Genomic DNA, 16,271 nt, shown 5'->3' with positions numbered 1-16,271 from the left:
ATTTATGAGGCGAGCTTTGAGATGAGCTCACGGGCTTCTGTTTGCTGAGTCGCAGCACCTTGCGTAGCAACTTCAGACAACAGTTCACGTGCACTATTAATCTCGCCCAGCGCAATATAATTGCGCGCTAAATCTAGTCGAGTTTGGTGTACGTCAATTGATTTTAAGAATGGAAATTCAGACTCAAGCGAGGAGAGTAACTGATCTGCTGGTGAGTCCTCGGCGACTGGAGTGGTATGCAATGCTACAACGGGCACTGACTCAATCGAGGCGGCAGGTACGACTTCAGGTGTCGCTAGCGCAGGCTCTGTGACTTTGGCTGAAGGCAATGCAAAGTTTTCATCAGCCAGATCAGTTGTCCAGTCGAGAGAGTCTTTGGCATTCGGCTCTTGTTTGTCCTGATCCAGTGCGAAGGATTCATCTAAGTCAAACTCAAGATCAACAAGTTCACCTTCTACATGCTGAGGTTCTTTCGCTTGAGCCGCAGGTACTACACTTTGATCAGAAGTCGGTTTCGTTTCTTTAAATTCTGTAGTGAGGTTTTCAAAGATCAGATCATCAGACTCAAAGACAACAGGGTCTTTTTCTGGAATAGCATGATCTGGCTTAACCTTATCCAGTGGTTCGACAGGACTCAAGTCGAGAGGTATTTCGTGTGGTGAGTGCAGTTCAAGCGTCGGTGTACTATCTGAAGTATGACTATCGATCGTATCCAGTGTGAATTCTTGATCTAAAGCGAGAAAGTCAGTTTCTGAAGCTTTCGCTACAGGTGTTGAGGGTGTTGCTTGAATGGGCGTATCCAGCGTGAACTCAAGACCATCATGATGGACCGTAGGTTCCGGCACCGGGGGAGTTTCTGTTGGCGCGGTACTCACGGCAGCAGTGTGGTGAAAGTCAATAAAACCTTCATTATCAGTTTGTTCGGGTTTACGCTCTAATTGATCACGCAATTCTTCTGCTTGAATCAGTGCAATCGGATCATCAAGTTTTTCAAGTTGGTCGAACTGTGCATCAAAGGATTCATGGTCATTTTGCTTAAGATAAATGACCAGTAATTCCAGCATCAAGTCGCTACGTTCAGGTTCCTTGAGTAAGCCTTTACTGAGTACACCAACGGCTTGAGGATAGCGCTGAGCTACCAGTAGTTGCTTGGCTTCTTGCAGTGCGTCTACCGCGATGTTGGTTTCTTCAATAACAGGTGCTGGCGCTTCATCAATTTCTGGGGCTAACGTTGCTTCAAAAGCGGCCGCTTCAATAGGTTTGGCGGTGCTTTGAACAGGTGGAGTAATTTCTGTAGGTGATACTGGCTCAACTACAGGGGGCTGCGTTACTGGTGTTTTGGCCTTTGTTTTTTTTGGACTTTCTTTGGCCGACTGATCTTTAGGCTTGATGGGGATCAATGCAATGCCAATCAGGATGGCAACGACGACTAGACCCAAAACCCAACCCGGAATACCCAGATTAAGGAAGGTTCCCTCATCATCTGCTGCAAAAACAGCGGGTGAGGCCAGAAGTGTGGTGCTTGCGAGTATGGTTAGTCGACGGAAAGTGCGCTGCACGTTATTTTTAGCGTGCAAAACGATATCTGAAGTATCTTTATTCATGGTTGTTGCATCCTAATTGCGTTGTTGTGGTGCTGCATCCTTACGGTTTTTAAGTCGTTGCATCAGTTCAGCAAGCTTAGCATTTTGTAATGCAAGCTTTTGTTCATTGGCTTTGATTTTAGATTCAAGCTCAGTAATTTCTTGATCCAATGTGAAGTTTTGCTGTCTAGAAATACTGATTTTTGCATTAATTGCATTCAATTGTTTTTGTTCGGTTGGGCTGTTCCCCGAAGTGCCGCCGCCTTGCGTATCACCTTGTTGTGTCGGAGCGACCAAGGTCATTTTCGCGTCAGGTAAATGACCTCTACGGACAAATTTATTTTTACTTGATGTCGGAGGAACATTTTGTGGACGTAGAGTCGGGGCTTTATTGCTTTCAGTATCCTCGTTTTCAATACGAATCGCTTGATTAACTGGAGTCGCTGCTTCTTGTTCAATGGTTTGTTGTGTTGGAAGGGCGAGGGTCGCGCCATTTTTAATCTGGTTTGGATTCCCACCGATAAATGCAGATTTATTCAACTGCTGAATGGAGCGCATGATGACAGGTATCGGACGATTTAAGTCCTTTTGCATACGTGTTGCAATTGCCCACAAGGAGTCATTGCGTTTTACTGTATACGCATCCGAGCCTGATGCTGGAGAGACATCTGGTGTCACAGGTTTTGTTGTCTCGGTTACTGGCGCACCAGCAGCATCATTACCTGAAGCCGTAGCATCTCCATCCATCGCTGGAGGTGTTGCACTGCTTGGAATTAAGGGAGCATTGGCTTGCGCAATTGGAGTATTTTCTGATGCTGATGCTGATGCTGATGCTGATGCTGATGCTGGTTGTGCTGGTGGAGTATCTGCTACAGGTGTTGGGGTAGGCTGTGTTTCAGCTAGCTCAATTTTTTGTACAGGCAAATTCATCTGATCAGTTTGTACACGGGTGAGTGGAGGATCCACGAGTGCTGTGACTTGCTGGAGGCGTACGTTATTACCAAAGCCGATATGAACAACAAACTCAATATAAGGGTCATTCAATGCCTGATCACTGGTAATGGTAATTACACCGCGCTCAGGAGAGGTGAGCTGGGTGTTAAAGTGAAGGCTGTTCGATGCTTTTTTCTTATTGATGCCGAGTTGTATAAATTCTGCATCACTGGCTAATCCCACTTGAATTGTTGATGGATTCACGCCTGCAATATCAGAAATCACCAACTCTGCACGAAAAGGCTCACCCAGTGCAGACTTGACATGAATCGGCTCAACGGTCAGTGCATAGGAAGCATTCATCAGAAAAGCTTGGCTGGTTATTAAGCTCGTTAAAAGAAGACTTTTCTGAAAGCGCTTTATACCGGATGAAATCGTCAAACAAGAAAGCCCATACCCCGTTGAAGAGTGACCTTGAGAAAATCGACTTCTGGTTGGGTTGACGAAGGTTTTCGATTCCATATTCTGTGATGACATTGCGCGCTTGGCTACTTGCATACCAACTTTCCTGTTGTGCTTCGTGATTTCTGCTCGCGATGCCTAAACGATAGGTGTATAGCGAGGAGACTTTTCTATAATTACCCCAGTTTACGACTCATTGGTGAGGCACTGCAATGCAGAAGTGCCTCACTTTATTTAATTTAATCAAACTATTTGAATCGCACGATTGATTTTGATGCGGATCCCTGAAATTATGAGATTGCCATCACATTTTATGTCATGACAATCATTACAAAGCCATCCTTAGCCTTGTTGTTCAATCAATAGGCGTAGCATACGGCGTAATGGTTCAGCCGCACCCCAGAGTAATTGATCACCTACGGTAAATGCACTGAGGTAGTCATTGCCCATATTGAGTTTGCGTAAGCGTCCAACAGGAATAGAGAGAGTCCCTGTCACGGCCACAGGGGTTAAATCCTGCATGCTGGCTTCACGTTCGTTGGGAATGACTTTAACCCATTCGTTTGAACCACGGATCAATGCTTCGATGTCATTCAAAGGTACATCTTTTTTCAGCTTGATGGTCAGTGCCTGTGAGTGACAACGCATTGCGCCGATACGCACACATAAGCCATCAATCGGTGTGATATTCGCACCAGTTTGACTGAGAATCTTATTGGTTTCAGCTTGGCCTTTCCATTCCTCTTTCGACTGACCGTTATCCAGTTGCTTGTCGATATAGGGAATGAGCGAGCCTGCTAAAGGTACACCGAAGTTCGCTTTTGGAAAACCCGCGCCGCGCTGTAGTTCAGCAACTTGACGATCAATGTCCAGAATAGCACTTGCAGGATTATCCAGAAGTGGTTTAACGCCATCACGTAGATAACCCATACCGTTGATCAACTCACGCATATTTTGTGCGCCTGCACCAGAAGCGGCTTGATAGGTCATTGCGCTGACCCATTCAACCAGACCTTCTTGATAAAGTGCGCCGATCCCCATCAGCATTAAGGAGACTGTGCAGTTCCCGCCGATAAAGTTTTTAACGCCATTATTAAGGGCATCTTTAATAACGTGAAGGTTGACAGGGTCAAGAACGATGACTGCATCCTCTTCCATGCGCAGGGTGCTTGCAGCATCAATCCAATAGCCATTCCAGCCATCACGGCGTAGTTTTGGAAAGACTTCGCTGGTGTAGTCGCCTCCTTGGCAGGTCAAAATCACATCCATATGTTTAAGAGATGTGAGGTCGTGTGCGCTAATGAGGTCGGGTGCGGTCTTACCGCCAAAGCTTGGGGAGGTGTGACCTGCATTGCTGGTCGAAAAATAAAACGGTTCAATATGGGCGAAATCATTCTCTTCGACCATACGTTGCATCAACACTGAACCCACCATACCACGCCAGCCCACCAAACCCACTTTCATCGCGCGCACCTCTTCTTTGAATATTACGTTTTAAAAATATTGCTTGAGCTTGCGAGTGTAGCAAAGTGCAGGGTAATCGCCAAAGATTACCCTGCGAATCTGCGAAAAAAGATGATTTAAATAGACGAAATGTTGCAAAGATCTTCAAAAAAAAGCATGACAACGCCGTGTCATCGAATCTTCATAAAAATTCATAAACGTTTCATATAGGGCTGTTAGTTTTAACTCAAGAAAAAATGTCAATCAGTTGGCATGTTGCATGGGCGGCATGGATCAATGATTAAGGCAGAGCAGGCTGGTTTAAATCAGTGAAATTTCAACTCAATGTATAGCTGTTTATTTAGAGAAAAGCAAAGGCAGACTATATCAGGAGCAAACATTGATTATTATTGAATTTGTGGCGGGGGTTGTGGTGTTTGCGACACTTTGGGCGCTGATTTCGCGCAATGAGTGGTGGGTACGCTGCTTTGATTTTCCGCGGTTACAAATTCTAAGCGTCGGCTGTGTGGCATGGTTAGGCTTAATTCTCGCATCTTCTTACCATCAGACGATCGAAGACCCTGTATTATTTGTGATTTTGACGGGATGTCTAGTTTATCAATCCTGGATGATCCTGCCTTATACCTTTCTTTGGAAAAAACAGGTTCTTCAAGCACATAATCCTGATCCGGACAATGCGGTATCTGTGCTGGTATCGAATGTTCTGACACCGAATAAAAACTATCAGGCCCTGATTGATCATGTTCAAAACTATCAACCGGATTTGCTGGTTACTTTAGAAACTGATTGGATTTGGGAGCGGGCTCTGTCGGTCATAGAGGCTGACTATCCTTATGTAGTAAGGGTACCGCTGGATAACATGTATGGCATGCATTTATATAGTCGCTTACCGCTGGTCAATCCTGAGGTGAAGTTTCTCTTAAGTCCTGAGATTCCGTCCATTCATACACAGGTCCGGTTGCGTTCTGGTCAGTTGATGCGTTTGTATTGTCTGCATCCCAAACCACCGACACCTAATGAAGCGTTAGATTCGACTTTACGTGACGCAGAGTTGCTCATGGTAGGTGATCATGTAGCAAGTCAACGTGAGAGTTGTATTGTGGTCGGGGACCTTAATGATGTTGCTTGGTCACGTACAACACGCTTATTTCAGCGTATTAGTGGCTTGCTCGACCCACGGATTGGTCGCAAGTTCATGAATACTTTCCATGTGAACTATATGTTGCTACGTTGGTCATTGGATCATGTATTCCATAGTCATGATTTCACGCTGGTGGAAATGAGTCTGCTTGAGTCGATTGATTCCGATCATTTTCCTGTCTATACCGTTTTGCATTTTGACCCGGCGATGCAAAGCAAACAGATTGCGCCCACCCCGAGTGCAGATGATGAGCATTTAGCTTTGGCAAAGATTAATGCGGGGATCATGCAAGCGCGTAGAGAGGCGCCTCGACATCAACGTGATCCTCTCATGACATGATCATTTATGCTAAAAATTGTCTGACAAATTTTTAATAGTGCGTTACAGTTCGAAGTCAACATTTTTCTAGAAGTGTTATGTACGGTACATTTCATATGGAATCATTGTGCGTAATGGCTTACAAATATTGAGGTTAATATCTATTTTATGTCGGACAATATTTATTGATAATGAACTTGTCGGCAGAAGGAATGGGCACGGAGTGCTTCTCTAGGATGATGATGAATTGCCGACGGACCATGCTCTTGAGAGGGCTCCATGGAGTGGTAAAAAGAACGGACCGCATGCGGCTAGCGATAATAAGCAAGTAAGCAGGCAATAATAAATAAAATATTCTGGCTCGAATGTGTAAGTGATTACCATTCGAGCTTATATTTTTGCGCGCTATTTCAGTTTGTTGAATCTTTTTTTTATTTTAAACGAACCATTTCTGCATAAAGTGCGATGGTTTGCTCAGTCATTTGTGATAATTGAAAAATGGTGACTGGCAGCGGTGCTAACGGAGTAGTCAGGAGACTTTGCACCGTATTGAAGAGTGCTGTTTCATTCTCTGCTTCAACAAGTCCTTGCGGATAGCAGGCTTTCAAAATTTCTGCGACACCCCCGCGATTCCAGCCCACAGCAGATGTCCCAACTGACAACGCCTCAAGCGTTGTACGACCAAAGGTCTCTGCTTGAGCCGAAAGTGATAGAACGATATCACTGGCTGCAAGCCATTCGCGGATATCATTTCTATGACCGACAAACGTAACGTGATTGGATAGCCCCAATTGATCGACACGTGCATGAAGTTCTGCCAAGTAAGCTTGTTTCTTTTCATGGGCATCGCCCACGATCACGCCATGGACAGGAAATCGATCTTTTAATTGCGCGATCAGTTGAAGTAAAGTCTCGTGCCCTTTTAGACGCGTAATGCGACCAGGGAGTGTAAGCCAGACTTTGTGCTCGAGCTCAGGAAAATCATGGAGTGTTTTCTGCCACCATAACTGTGAGGGTTGATAGTTATGGGGAAACTCTTCTGGGGTGATCCCCCGGTAAATACGTGTGACTTTGTCTATGGGGCATGCTGGATAATTTTCACGGATATATTCCACCACACTGTCTGAGACGGCAATCACACGGTCAGCACGGGTCATGATTTCACTGTAGCGATTGACGGAATAAAATCCATGGACGGTACTAATGAGGACTGGTTTTTCGGGTTTTGGGATTTTGCGTAACGCAAAATGAGTCAACCAAGCTGGAATTCGAGAGCGGACATGGAGGATATCGGCTTGCTCACGCAGAATAATTTTTCGCAGTGGCCTAATCTGCCATAGACTGCTCAATGCCTTACGGTGGATAGGGAGGGTAATGTGCCGTGTGCCTTCGGCCTCCAACTGAGCAACCATCCGGCCGCCACTGGAGATCACCACTGACTCATGTCCTGCCGCAACCAGTGCGCGTGCGACTTCCAGGGTGCCACGCTCTACGCCACCGCTGTTTAATGCGGGTACCAGTTGAATAATTTTCATAATGTCCAAGAACAATGAGTAGTGGTGAGATTCATTTTGTTTTAATGCGTTACTCGGTTTTGGCAGTCAATGGCTGACCTTCAAAAATTAAACCTGCCCAACTATAACGAATAAAGTTACGAATATTTTGATGGTCCTCTCCGGCAGGGGTCGCTTTGACTGCTTGATAATGTTCTGCGAACAGTTTCAAAGTGTCAAGATCACTCAGATGGTGGAGCTGTGCAAACGCAAATACCCGACAACTGCCTGAGTTCTCTCCCGCAGCATTATGCACCGAACCATTATTAAAAGCGGTCGGTACGAAATCATAACGCTGGCTAATGAATTCAAGAACATCACTAAACTGAGCCTGACCTAGATCGATCTGATTTAATAATGCGGAAGTTTCTGCGGTCATCTTGACGCTCCTTAAGGTGGTTTTAGATGAAAAGTCTTGTTATAGAAACTAGTCTATATGCTTTAAAAAGATACCATTCGGTTAGAAATTGATAATCAAGATGTCATATTTCATACGTAATATCAGATAACGATTATAGCCAAAAGCCAACGTTTGTTCTTCGATTTGTTAATTAATGTTTTTAAATCATGTATTTGATTTATTTTTGAACAAGTCGAAGAAAGTGAGGGGTAGCCGCCATAGTCTTTTCATTGCTTTGTCTTTTGCTGTACAAGTTCGTGAGATGAACCATTTAGAGTCATAGGTTCAGCTATTTTAACCTCGTATTAAAGTGGTTTTGTGACGGGGTGTCTTTAAAACTTTATTAGGAGAGCACGATGCTCAAATCTATTCTGAAAGGTGTTAGCGGTCTGCTGTTAGCTTCAAGTTTTGGATTTTCTGCGCCGGCACAAGCATTTGACTATTATTTATTGGCGGCTTCATGGCAACCTGGATTTTGTGCAACGCATTCGACAAAACCAGAGTGCAGTCCATCCGCACTTGCTGGAACATATCCGGCAAGTAGTTTCTCTATCCATGGTTTATGGCCGAATAATTACTCAGGTAGCCAACCGTTTTATTGTGGCGTTTCACAAAGTGATATTACACTCGATGGCAATGGCGATTGGTGCAGCATGAGCGATTATCCGATCAGCACTACAGCGAAAGCTAACTTGAGTTATTACATGTCGGGTACCGTATCATGCTTAGATAAGCATGAGTGGTTTAAACATGGAACTTGTGCAGACTCAGCCACGCCGGATGCCTTTTGGAATCAAGCAGTATCGCTTACCCAAGGGCTGGGTAGCACGTCATTCAATAGCTTTATTCAAAATAGCCGAGGCAAAACGATTACCCGCACTCAATTACTGAATGCTTTCTCAAGTAGTTTTGGTTCAGGCACTCAAGCGGCGGTATCAATGAAATGTACCTCTTATGGCGGCAAGAATTATTTCACCGAAGCATGGATTGCGATCAAGAAAGATAAGTTGAGCACTTTCCCTGCCGCATCTTCTTTGGTTTTAGATGGCCCAGTACAAGGGACATGCCCAACGACAGGAATTTATGTTGCTAACTAATTTCTGTTAGAGATAACAACAAAAAGCCCCGATCAATCGGGGCTTTTTGTTTAGCTATTTTAGAGTATCGCGTGAATGGCTGATTTAAGCGGCAATATACTGCTCAGTCAGTGCCTTAAAGTCATAGTTTACTTTGAGGTGAATCATATTCCAGTAGTGTCCACTAATGGTGCGATTGACCATCATGGTTTCAGCAGAAGGCATGAAGCTATCCCAATATTTCATCGATTTACGCAATTGATTCACAGTTTGCAGATGAACTTTACTATTGGAAAAGTCAAAGGGTTCAATCATGGGCGGTAGTAGAATATTACGCCAGTCGATGTAGAAATCTGCAGGAATTTGTCCATGATAATTACGCACCTTTAAATCACGAAGTGCGTCTTCAAGCACGGGGACATTACTTTGAATTGCGGCATTCATCAGGGTTTTATAGGTTTGAACAACGGGCTGGTCGAGCTCTTTAATCCCGCCGAAATCATAGACCACCACTGAACCATCGGCTCTAAAGGCAAAGTTGCCTGGATGTGGGTCGCAATGAAAACTATTTAAGATGAAGATTTCTTGCGCGATCATGTTGAAGAGACGTTCACCGATCTCGTTACGGATTTCGTCAGGATACTGTGCTGCAGTTTCAACAGGATCTCCCAATTCCTCACTCAAAGTTAAAACGCGTCTGCTGGAGTATTCTGGAAAGACTTTTGGGATGATGAGTTTGCTGTCTTTGACATTATGAAATGCCGCAAACACGTTGAGGTTATGTGCTTCTTGCAAATAATTCAGCTCAGCATGCAGGCTTTCTTTAATTTCATTGAACAGTTCGTCTTGCAGTTTTTTATCAATCTTCATTACACCTGCAAGCTTCAGTGCCAGTTTGAGCTGTTTTAGATCGCTATCGCAGCTTTCGGCAACACCAGGATACTGCACTTTGACCACAACCGCTTGTCCATTGGGAAGCACTGCACGATGGACTTGACCAATAGACGCTGAGGCAAAGGACTTTTCTTCAAAGCTTTGGAATATCTCGCCGATAGGCTTGCCTAATTCGCGTTCAATTTGTCCCTTAATGACAGAGAAGGCGACCGCAGGTGCTTGACGCTGTAATTTGGCAAGTGCCTTGGCGATTTCAGGCGGGAATAAGTCCTGATACTGGGATGCAATTTGTCCCACCTTCATTGCGGCACCCTTCATTTCACCTAAAGTCTCCGCAATTTGCGCGCCAATTTTCTCAAACAGCTCACTACGCGCCGCGCTTTTTTCTTCTTCGCTGCTATTGATCGATTTAATAGAGTTTGAGACGGCTTTCCCTGCAATACTGGCAGTCATGCCCGCAAGCTTAAGGAAGCGGCGTCCCGATGAACTGGATGGACGATCAGACACGTTAGGTTCCTTTCATGTGGTTTTTATTTAGATAATCAAAATGAAAAGTACGCTCAAGGATAAATCCTCGAATCGCTTATGTGTTCTTGCAATTAAGCGTAAGAATGTCACGCTTTATGCTCATTTGGCAATGTGTATCGCGTGTACGCTTGGCAGTATTCCTTTTATGCTCATTTGGCAATGTGTATCGCGTGTACGCTTGGCAGTATTCCTTTTATGCACATGTAAAAGGATGTAATTAGGATGGAGGCATTAGATAGGGCATAAGTGCATCAATGATGATTGATGCACTTATGCAGGTTGCATTTAAGGGGGATTTTAGATTTGTGAAAATTTGATTGCAACACGCTTTTCACGTTTGCGTAGGCGTAATAATAAAAGGACGGCAGCGACAGCAAGACCGATTAGCAAACCAAACCAAAATCCTTGAGCACCCATTTTAAGTCCACGAGAGAGGAATATTCCCGTTGGGAAGGCAACCACCCAATAAGCAAAGAAGGTGATCCACATCGTGACTTTGGTGTCTTGCATGCCGCGTAAACAAGCCGCAGTCGTGACTTGCCAAGAATCTACCAATTGATAAGCCATAGCGAAAAGTAGCAGCGTCGCAGCCAGTGCCTGAACCTTTAGATCATTGCTATATAAGACAGCGATATCGTGACGGAAAATTGCAATCAGGATCATCGTGAAAATAGCGAGACCTGTTCCGAGTGTTAATCCAACTTTACGCAAACGACGCATTCCGGACACGTCGCGTTGACCATAGAGCTGGCCCATTCGAATAGTGACGGCAATCGCTAAAGATAATGGAATCATAAACAGTTGCGAGGTAGCCGAAAGCGCAACTTGGTGTGCTGCGATGACAGTCTCACCAAAAGGACTGACGACTAAAGCGGCAAGGCTAAATAATGTGACTTCAAAGAAGATAGCAATACCAATGGGGAATCCTAAGCGGACAATGCGTAAGATGAGTGCCTTATCAGGTCCTTCAAAGTGCTCAAAAACACGGAAAGCGCGATAGTGTTTGGCGAGTGATAAATAAGTCACAAGCGTGATGAGCATGAGCCATTGCAGGATTGCCGTTGCAAATCCACAGCCTGCGCCACCAAGGGCTGGCACCGTTAAACTGCCGATATGGAAACCATAGATGAATAAATAGTTAAGTGGAACTGCAAGTGCAAGTCCGCATAGACTAATGACCGTCACTGGCCGAGGTTTGCCTAAGGCTTCTGTATAGCAACGTAGCGCGGTATAGAATGCGACTGCGGGCAGACCGAGCGAAACACCCATGATGAAGAGTCGTGTTTTGGCCTGTAATATGAGTGGGACTTCTAGAAATTGAAACATAAGAGGCGCAAGTTGTAGAAGTAAGAGCCCGACTAAACCGAGCAGCAAGGCAAGCCAAAGTGATTGGCGAGTGATTTGAGGAATTTTATGCAATGAGTTTGAGTCGAAAATTCTAGCGCCGAAAGCCTGTGCTACCAATGGAGTGGTTGCTTGAAGAATACCACCGATGAGCAGAAATATAGGCAACCAGAATCCAACACCCAGTGCGACGGATGCCAAATCACCAGCAGAGACGCGTCCTGCCATTATAGTGTCAATCAAGCCAAAGCCTGCTTGAGCAACCTGCGTGAGCAAAATAGGCAACATGAGGGTAACTAAAGTGCGGACTTCGATTTTGAAGGGGCTTTTACTTTGCGGCAAGTCGGTATTAAATGAAGTAGACAAACAAAAGAACCATCTGGAAAGTTATTGTTAAGGTCGTTATTGTACGGGGAAACGGGTATCGAGTTTGCGTACGGCGCGATTTTCTTTACATTAAAATGGGATCATGGCACTTGCTTAGTCTAATCAATTAAAGTCGGTTGTAGGTGATAAGGTCTTAACAACTGGGAGAGTCGGATGGTCAGTCAAGCATTGCGGGTGCATTATTTTCAGCATATTGAAGGTGAAGGATTGGGTAGCCCAGCAGTTTGGCTTGCAAAACATCATGCGCAAGTGACAACGACGGCTTTTTTTAAGCTGGAAAAAGGTGAGTCCGAAATTGTTCTCCCCGCAGTAGATGATGTCGATCTATTGATTATTATGGGGGGGGAGATGAGTGTGAATGATGAAGATATCTATCCTTGGCTCATTGCAGAAAAAAAGTGGATTCGAAGCTATATAGATCAAGGTAAACCTCTTGTGGGCTTATGTCTAGGTGCCCAACTGATTGCGAGTAGCCTTGGTGCGCTAGTGAAGAAGAATAGTGTCAAAGAAATTGGCTGGTGGCCCGTTTGGGGTTTAGTAGATAACGGGGTAGGCGAGGATCATTTCAAATTTCCAAAAGAGCTGCGACCTTTAAATTGGCATGAAGATACCTTCGATTTACCCGATCAAGCGATTTTGTTGGCTGAAAGTGCAGCATGTGCCCATCAGGCCTTTCAATACGGACGCTATGTTTTGGGCTTCCAGTTTCATCCAGAAAGTACGCCGCAAAATATGCAGTTATTCCTTGCCGATGTCGGCTATCAGGAATTAGGCGGTGGTAGTGCGGCTGATATTTATATACAGACTGCAGCACAAATGGCAGCAGTGCCTGCAGCAGATTTTGAGGCGCCGAATCAGCTTTTAGAGCGCGCATTAGACTTCGTTTTAAGAGACTCTCCTTATATATAGCAAATCGGATAAACTATTTTGCGAAAACTGGAAAATATTTGATCAATGGGCTTGCTATGTGGGCGTTCTCTGATTAGAATGCAACACGTTTTTAGGGCTTACTGCGTTCGTTAAGTAGTAAGTCAACAGTTGAGGCATCGTTCTCGACACTGGTGAATTTATCGTCTTTGCTGCTTATCTTCGGATTGGGCGGGCAAGGACTAGTTCTTTATTTGATTTTTGGTTTGGAAGTGATGTTATGGCTAACCAAAGAATCCGTATCCGTCTGAAATCATTCGATCATCGTTTGATTGATCAGTCGGCTCAGGAGATCGTCGAGACCGCCAAGCGCACTGGTGCGCAAGTGGTGGGTCCGATTCCAATGCCTACGCGCATTGAGCGTTTTGATGTTCTGACCTCGCCACACGTCAATAAAGACGCTCGCGATCAGTACGAAATCCGTACCCATAAACGCCTTGTTGATATCGTTTCGCCTACCGACAAAACTGTCGATGCGTTAATGAAATTGGACTTGGCTGCTGGTGTGGATGTTCAGATCGCTTTAGGTTAATGGGAATCAAAAGGCTTGTGCAGCGATGCAAAGTCTTTTGTACAACAAGAGGTTAAAGGCAAATGGCTATTGGTCTAGTCGGTCGTAAATGCGGGATGACCCGTGTATTTACAGACGCTGGCATCTCCGTGCCGGTGACGGTGATTGAGGTTGATCCAAACCGCATCACTCAGATTAAAACCTTGGATACTGATGGCTATCAAGCTATTCAGGTGACCACAGGTGTGCGCCGCGAATCACGTGTTACTTCAGCGATGAAGGGTCACTTTGCGAAAGCGGGTGTGGCAGCGGGTCGTGGTGTTTGGGAATTCCGTGCAAGTGAAGCTGATCTGAATGGCCGCGAAGTTGGCGGTGCGATCGGTGTTGATCTGTTTACTATCGGTCAAGAGATTGATGTAACGGGTCAAAGCAAGGGTAAAGGGTTTCAAGGTGGTGTTAAACGTCACAACTTTGCTACTCAAGATGCCACGCATGGTAACTCTGTTTCACATCGTGTACATGGTTCAACTGGTCAAAACCAGACACCAGGTCGTGTGTTCAAGGGTAAGAAGATGGCTGGGCACATGGGCGACGAACAAGTCACCGTGCAAGGTCTTGAGGTGGTATCGATTGACCTAGAGAATTCTATTCTTGTGGTTAAAGGTGCTGTGCCTGGTTCTATCGGTGGCGACGTGATTGTTCGTCCTTCGATCAAAGCCAAGGGGAATGTAGCGTGAATCTAACGACTGTAAGTGGCGCAGCTGTAGAGCTGTCCGAAGTCGCCTTTGGTCGCGAATTTAACGAAGCCCTCGTCCATCAGGTCGTAGTGGCTTACCTCGCAGGCGGTCGTCAGGGCAGTAAAGCCCAGTTGAGCCGTGGCGATGTACGCGGTGGTGGCAAGAAACCTTTTAAACAAAAAGGTACTGGTCGCGCACGTGCTGGTTCTATTCGTAGCCCGATTTGGCGTGGTGGTGGTAAGACTTTTGCGGCTACTCCACAAGATTGGAGCCAAAAAGTTAACCGTAAAATGTATCGCGGTGCGATGCAGTGTATTCTGGCTGAACTGGTTCGTCAGGATCGCTTAGTGTTGGTTGAAGAGATTAATGTCGCTTCTCCAAAAACTAAAGATCTCTTGGCTCAGCTTCAAGGCTTAAATGCCACCAAAGCACTGATTGTGACTGACTCTCTTGATGAGAATCTGTATCTTGCTGCACGTAACTTGCCGCATGTCGAAGTTATCGACACGCAAGCAGTTGATCCAGTAAGTCTGATTGCATACGAAAAAGTAATCATGTCAGTTCAAGCCGCTAAGAAACTAGAGGTGGAACTGGGATGAACAACGAACGTTTATATCAAGTCCTGCTCGGACCAGTTTATTCTGAAAAAGCGCAGAACTTAGGTGAGCAAGGTGTGCAGGTGTTTAAAGTTGCACCGACTGCTACTAAGCTCGAAATCAAAAAAGCGATTGAGCTCTTGTTTCAAGTCGAAGTTGAAAAGGTTAATACCTTGAATACTAAAGGCAAAAGCAAGCGCTTTGGTAAAACCATTGGTCGTCGTTCTGACACCAAAAAAGCTTACGTCACCCTGAAAGCTGGTCAAGATGTTCAATTGGCTGACTTGGGCGAATCCGCCGAAACTGCAGCGGAATAAGGACGAGAGATTATGGCTATTGTAAAATGTAAACCGACTTCCCCAGGACGTCGCTTTGTTGAGAAGGTTGTACATTCTCATCTGCATAAAGGTCGTCCTTACGCACCTTTGACAGAAAACAAGCAAAAAACTGGTGGTCGTAATAGTGCTGGTCGTATCACTACCCGTCATATCGGTGGTGGACACAAGCAACTGTATCGTTTGATCGATTTCAAACGTACTAAAGATGGTATTCCAGCTGTTGTTGAACATATCGAATACGATCCAAACCGTACGGCTCATATCGCATTGCTGAAGTATGCTGATGGTGAACGTCGCTATATCATCGCTCCTAAAGGTCTGAATGCTGGTGACAGCGTACAGTCGGGTGATGATGCGCCGATTCGTCCAGGTAACTGCTTGCCATTGCGTAATATGCCACTCGGTTCGACCATGCATTGCCTTGAACTGAAAATCGGTAAAGGTGCTCAAATTGCGCGTTCAGCAGGTACTTCTGTACAGTTGCTGGGTCGTGATGGTAGTTATGCAATCGTGCGTTTACGTTCAGGTGAAACTCGTAAGATTCACATTGAATGTCGTGCAGTGTTGGGTGAAGTTTCTAATAGTGAAAACAACCTGCGCTCACTGGGTAAAGCTGGTGCTAGTCGCTGGCGTGGTATTCGTCCAACCGTTCGCGGTATGGCGATGAACCCAGTAGACCATCCGCACGGTGGTGGTGAGGGTCGCAACAAAGGTATGCAGCCAGTTAGTCCTTGGGGCCAAAAAGCCAAAGGTTACAAAACTCGCAGCAATAAACGTACGACCAAAATGATCGTTCGCGATCGTCGCGTCAAGTAAAGGAATCTGACAATGCCTCGTTCCCTGAAAAAAGGCCCGTTCGTCGATGCACATTTGCTCGCCAAAGTCGAAGCGGCTGTGGCAAGCAATACGCGCAAACCGATCAAGACTTGGTCGCGTCGTTCGATGATCCTGCCCGATATGGTCGGACTGACTCTGTCAGTTCACAATGGTCGCAACCACGTGCCGGTAATTGTTTCCGAGCAAATGGTTGGACACAAACTCGGCGAATTCGCGCCAACCCGTACCTATCGTGGTCACGG

At 45.4% G+C, this 16,271-nt stretch carries 16 protein-coding genes; 9 read left to right on the top strand and 7 right to left on the bottom strand.

Annotated elements, in window-relative coordinates; translation table 11 throughout:
* Positions 1 to 2: 2 nt before the first annotated feature.
* From ACLHG7_RS07370 to asd, 3 genes are all read right to left on the bottom strand, one after another.
* Positions 3 to 1,604, bottom strand: coding sequence for a FimV/HubP family polar landmark protein (locus ACLHG7_RS07370; RefSeq protein ID WP_410210410.1), 1,602 nt, complete (start codon positions 1,602 to 1,604; stop codon positions 3 to 5).
* A gap of 12 nt (positions 1,605 to 1,616) precedes the next feature.
* The gene (locus ACLHG7_RS07365; RefSeq protein WP_410210409.1) at positions 1,617 to 2,879 is read right to left on the bottom strand and encodes a FimV family protein; all 1,263 of its coding nucleotides are present in this window, start codon (positions 2,877 to 2,879) and stop codon (positions 1,617 to 1,619) included.
* A gap of 441 nt (positions 2,880 to 3,320) precedes the next feature.
* The gene (gene asd / locus ACLHG7_RS07360) at positions 3,321 to 4,442 is read right to left on the bottom strand and encodes an aspartate-semialdehyde dehydrogenase (RefSeq protein ID WP_410210408.1); all 1,122 of its coding nucleotides are present in this window, start codon (positions 4,440 to 4,442) and stop codon (positions 3,321 to 3,323) included.
* Positions 4,443 to 4,821: 379 nt separating this feature from the next.
* Here asd and ACLHG7_RS07355 point away from each other — a divergent pair, with 379 nt between their 5' ends.
* Positions 4,822 to 5,922 (top strand): endonuclease/exonuclease/phosphatase family protein, encoded by a 1,101-nt coding sequence (locus ACLHG7_RS07355; protein ID WP_410210407.1) that lies wholly within the window; start codon positions 4,822 to 4,824, stop codon positions 5,920 to 5,922.
* A 410-nt stretch (positions 5,923 to 6,332) separates the two neighbouring features.
* On the opposite strand, the gene ACLHG7_RS07350 is transcribed toward ACLHG7_RS07355, so the two are convergent.
* On the bottom strand, positions 6,333 to 7,436 hold the full coding sequence (locus tag ACLHG7_RS07350; protein WP_410210406.1) for a glycosyltransferase family 4 protein: 1,104 nt from the start codon (positions 7,434 to 7,436) through the stop codon (positions 6,333 to 6,335).
* Between the two features lie 49 nt (positions 7,437 to 7,485).
* The gene (locus ACLHG7_RS07345) at positions 7,486 to 7,833 is read right to left on the bottom strand and encodes a HopJ type III effector protein (protein WP_410210405.1); all 348 of its coding nucleotides are present in this window, start codon (positions 7,831 to 7,833) and stop codon (positions 7,486 to 7,488) included.
* A gap of 377 nt (positions 7,834 to 8,210) precedes the next feature.
* Between ACLHG7_RS07345 and ACLHG7_RS07340 the strand changes: the two genes are divergently transcribed.
* Positions 8,211 to 8,951, top strand: coding sequence for a ribonuclease T2 (locus ACLHG7_RS07340; protein WP_410210404.1), 741 nt, complete (start codon positions 8,211 to 8,213; stop codon positions 8,949 to 8,951).
* Between the two features lie 84 nt (positions 8,952 to 9,035).
* Here the strand turns inward: ACLHG7_RS07340 and ACLHG7_RS07335 are convergent, their stop codons facing one another.
* Both ACLHG7_RS07335 and ACLHG7_RS07330 read right to left on the bottom strand, forming a co-directional pair.
* The gene (locus ACLHG7_RS07335) at positions 9,036 to 10,277 is read right to left on the bottom strand and encodes an ABC1 kinase family protein (RefSeq protein ID WP_410210507.1); all 1,242 of its coding nucleotides are present in this window, start codon (positions 10,275 to 10,277) and stop codon (positions 9,036 to 9,038) included.
* A 372-nt stretch (positions 10,278 to 10,649) separates the two neighbouring features.
* Complete coding sequence (locus tag ACLHG7_RS07330) at positions 10,650 to 11,984, bottom strand: MATE family efflux transporter (RefSeq protein WP_410210506.1); 1,335 nt, start codon at positions 11,982 to 11,984, stop codon at positions 10,650 to 10,652.
* A gap of 252 nt (positions 11,985 to 12,236) precedes the next feature.
* Here ACLHG7_RS07330 and ACLHG7_RS07325 point away from each other — a divergent pair, with 252 nt between their 5' ends.
* The 7 genes from ACLHG7_RS07325 to rpsS all read left to right on the top strand — a co-directional run.
* Complete coding sequence (locus tag ACLHG7_RS07325) at positions 12,237 to 12,992, top strand: type 1 glutamine amidotransferase (protein ID WP_410210403.1); 756 nt, start codon at positions 12,237 to 12,239, stop codon at positions 12,990 to 12,992.
* A gap of 238 nt (positions 12,993 to 13,230) precedes the next feature.
* The gene (gene rpsJ, locus ACLHG7_RS07320; RefSeq protein ID WP_114899348.1) at positions 13,231 to 13,542 is read left to right on the top strand and encodes a 30S ribosomal protein S10; all 312 of its coding nucleotides are present in this window, start codon (positions 13,231 to 13,233) and stop codon (positions 13,540 to 13,542) included.
* A 62-nt stretch (positions 13,543 to 13,604) separates the two neighbouring features.
* Positions 13,605 to 14,258 (top strand): 50S ribosomal protein L3, encoded by a 654-nt coding sequence (gene rplC / locus ACLHG7_RS07315; RefSeq protein ID WP_410210402.1) that lies wholly within the window; start codon positions 13,605 to 13,607, stop codon positions 14,256 to 14,258.
* The gene (gene rplD / locus ACLHG7_RS07310) at positions 14,255 to 14,857 is read left to right on the top strand and encodes a 50S ribosomal protein L4 (protein ID WP_410210401.1); all 603 of its coding nucleotides are present in this window, start codon (positions 14,255 to 14,257) and stop codon (positions 14,855 to 14,857) included. The genes rplC and rplD overlap by 4 nt, the downstream gene beginning before the upstream one ends.
* Entirely contained in the window at positions 14,854 to 15,171 is a 318-nt protein-coding gene (gene rplW, locus ACLHG7_RS07305) for a 50S ribosomal protein L23 (protein ID WP_114899345.1), read from the top strand. Before rplD ends, rplW begins: the two co-directional genes overlap by 4 nt.
* A gap of 12 nt (positions 15,172 to 15,183) precedes the next feature.
* The gene (rplB, locus tag ACLHG7_RS07300) at positions 15,184 to 16,008 is read left to right on the top strand and encodes a 50S ribosomal protein L2 (protein WP_114899344.1); all 825 of its coding nucleotides are present in this window, start codon (positions 15,184 to 15,186) and stop codon (positions 16,006 to 16,008) included.
* A gap of 12 nt (positions 16,009 to 16,020) precedes the next feature.
* On the top strand, positions 16,021 to 16,271 hold a 251-nt coding region (gene rpsS, locus ACLHG7_RS07295), incomplete at its 3' end, for a 30S ribosomal protein S19 (RefSeq protein ID WP_410210400.1).

Origin of the sequence: Aquirhabdus sp. (assembly GCF_046462495.1) — a bacterium.
In the GTDB taxonomy this organism is placed as follows: domain Bacteria; phylum Pseudomonadota; class Gammaproteobacteria; order Pseudomonadales; family Moraxellaceae; genus Aquirhabdus.
Note: the sequence above shows the minus strand (reverse complement) of the source record. Positions and strands in the feature narration are given on the sequence as shown.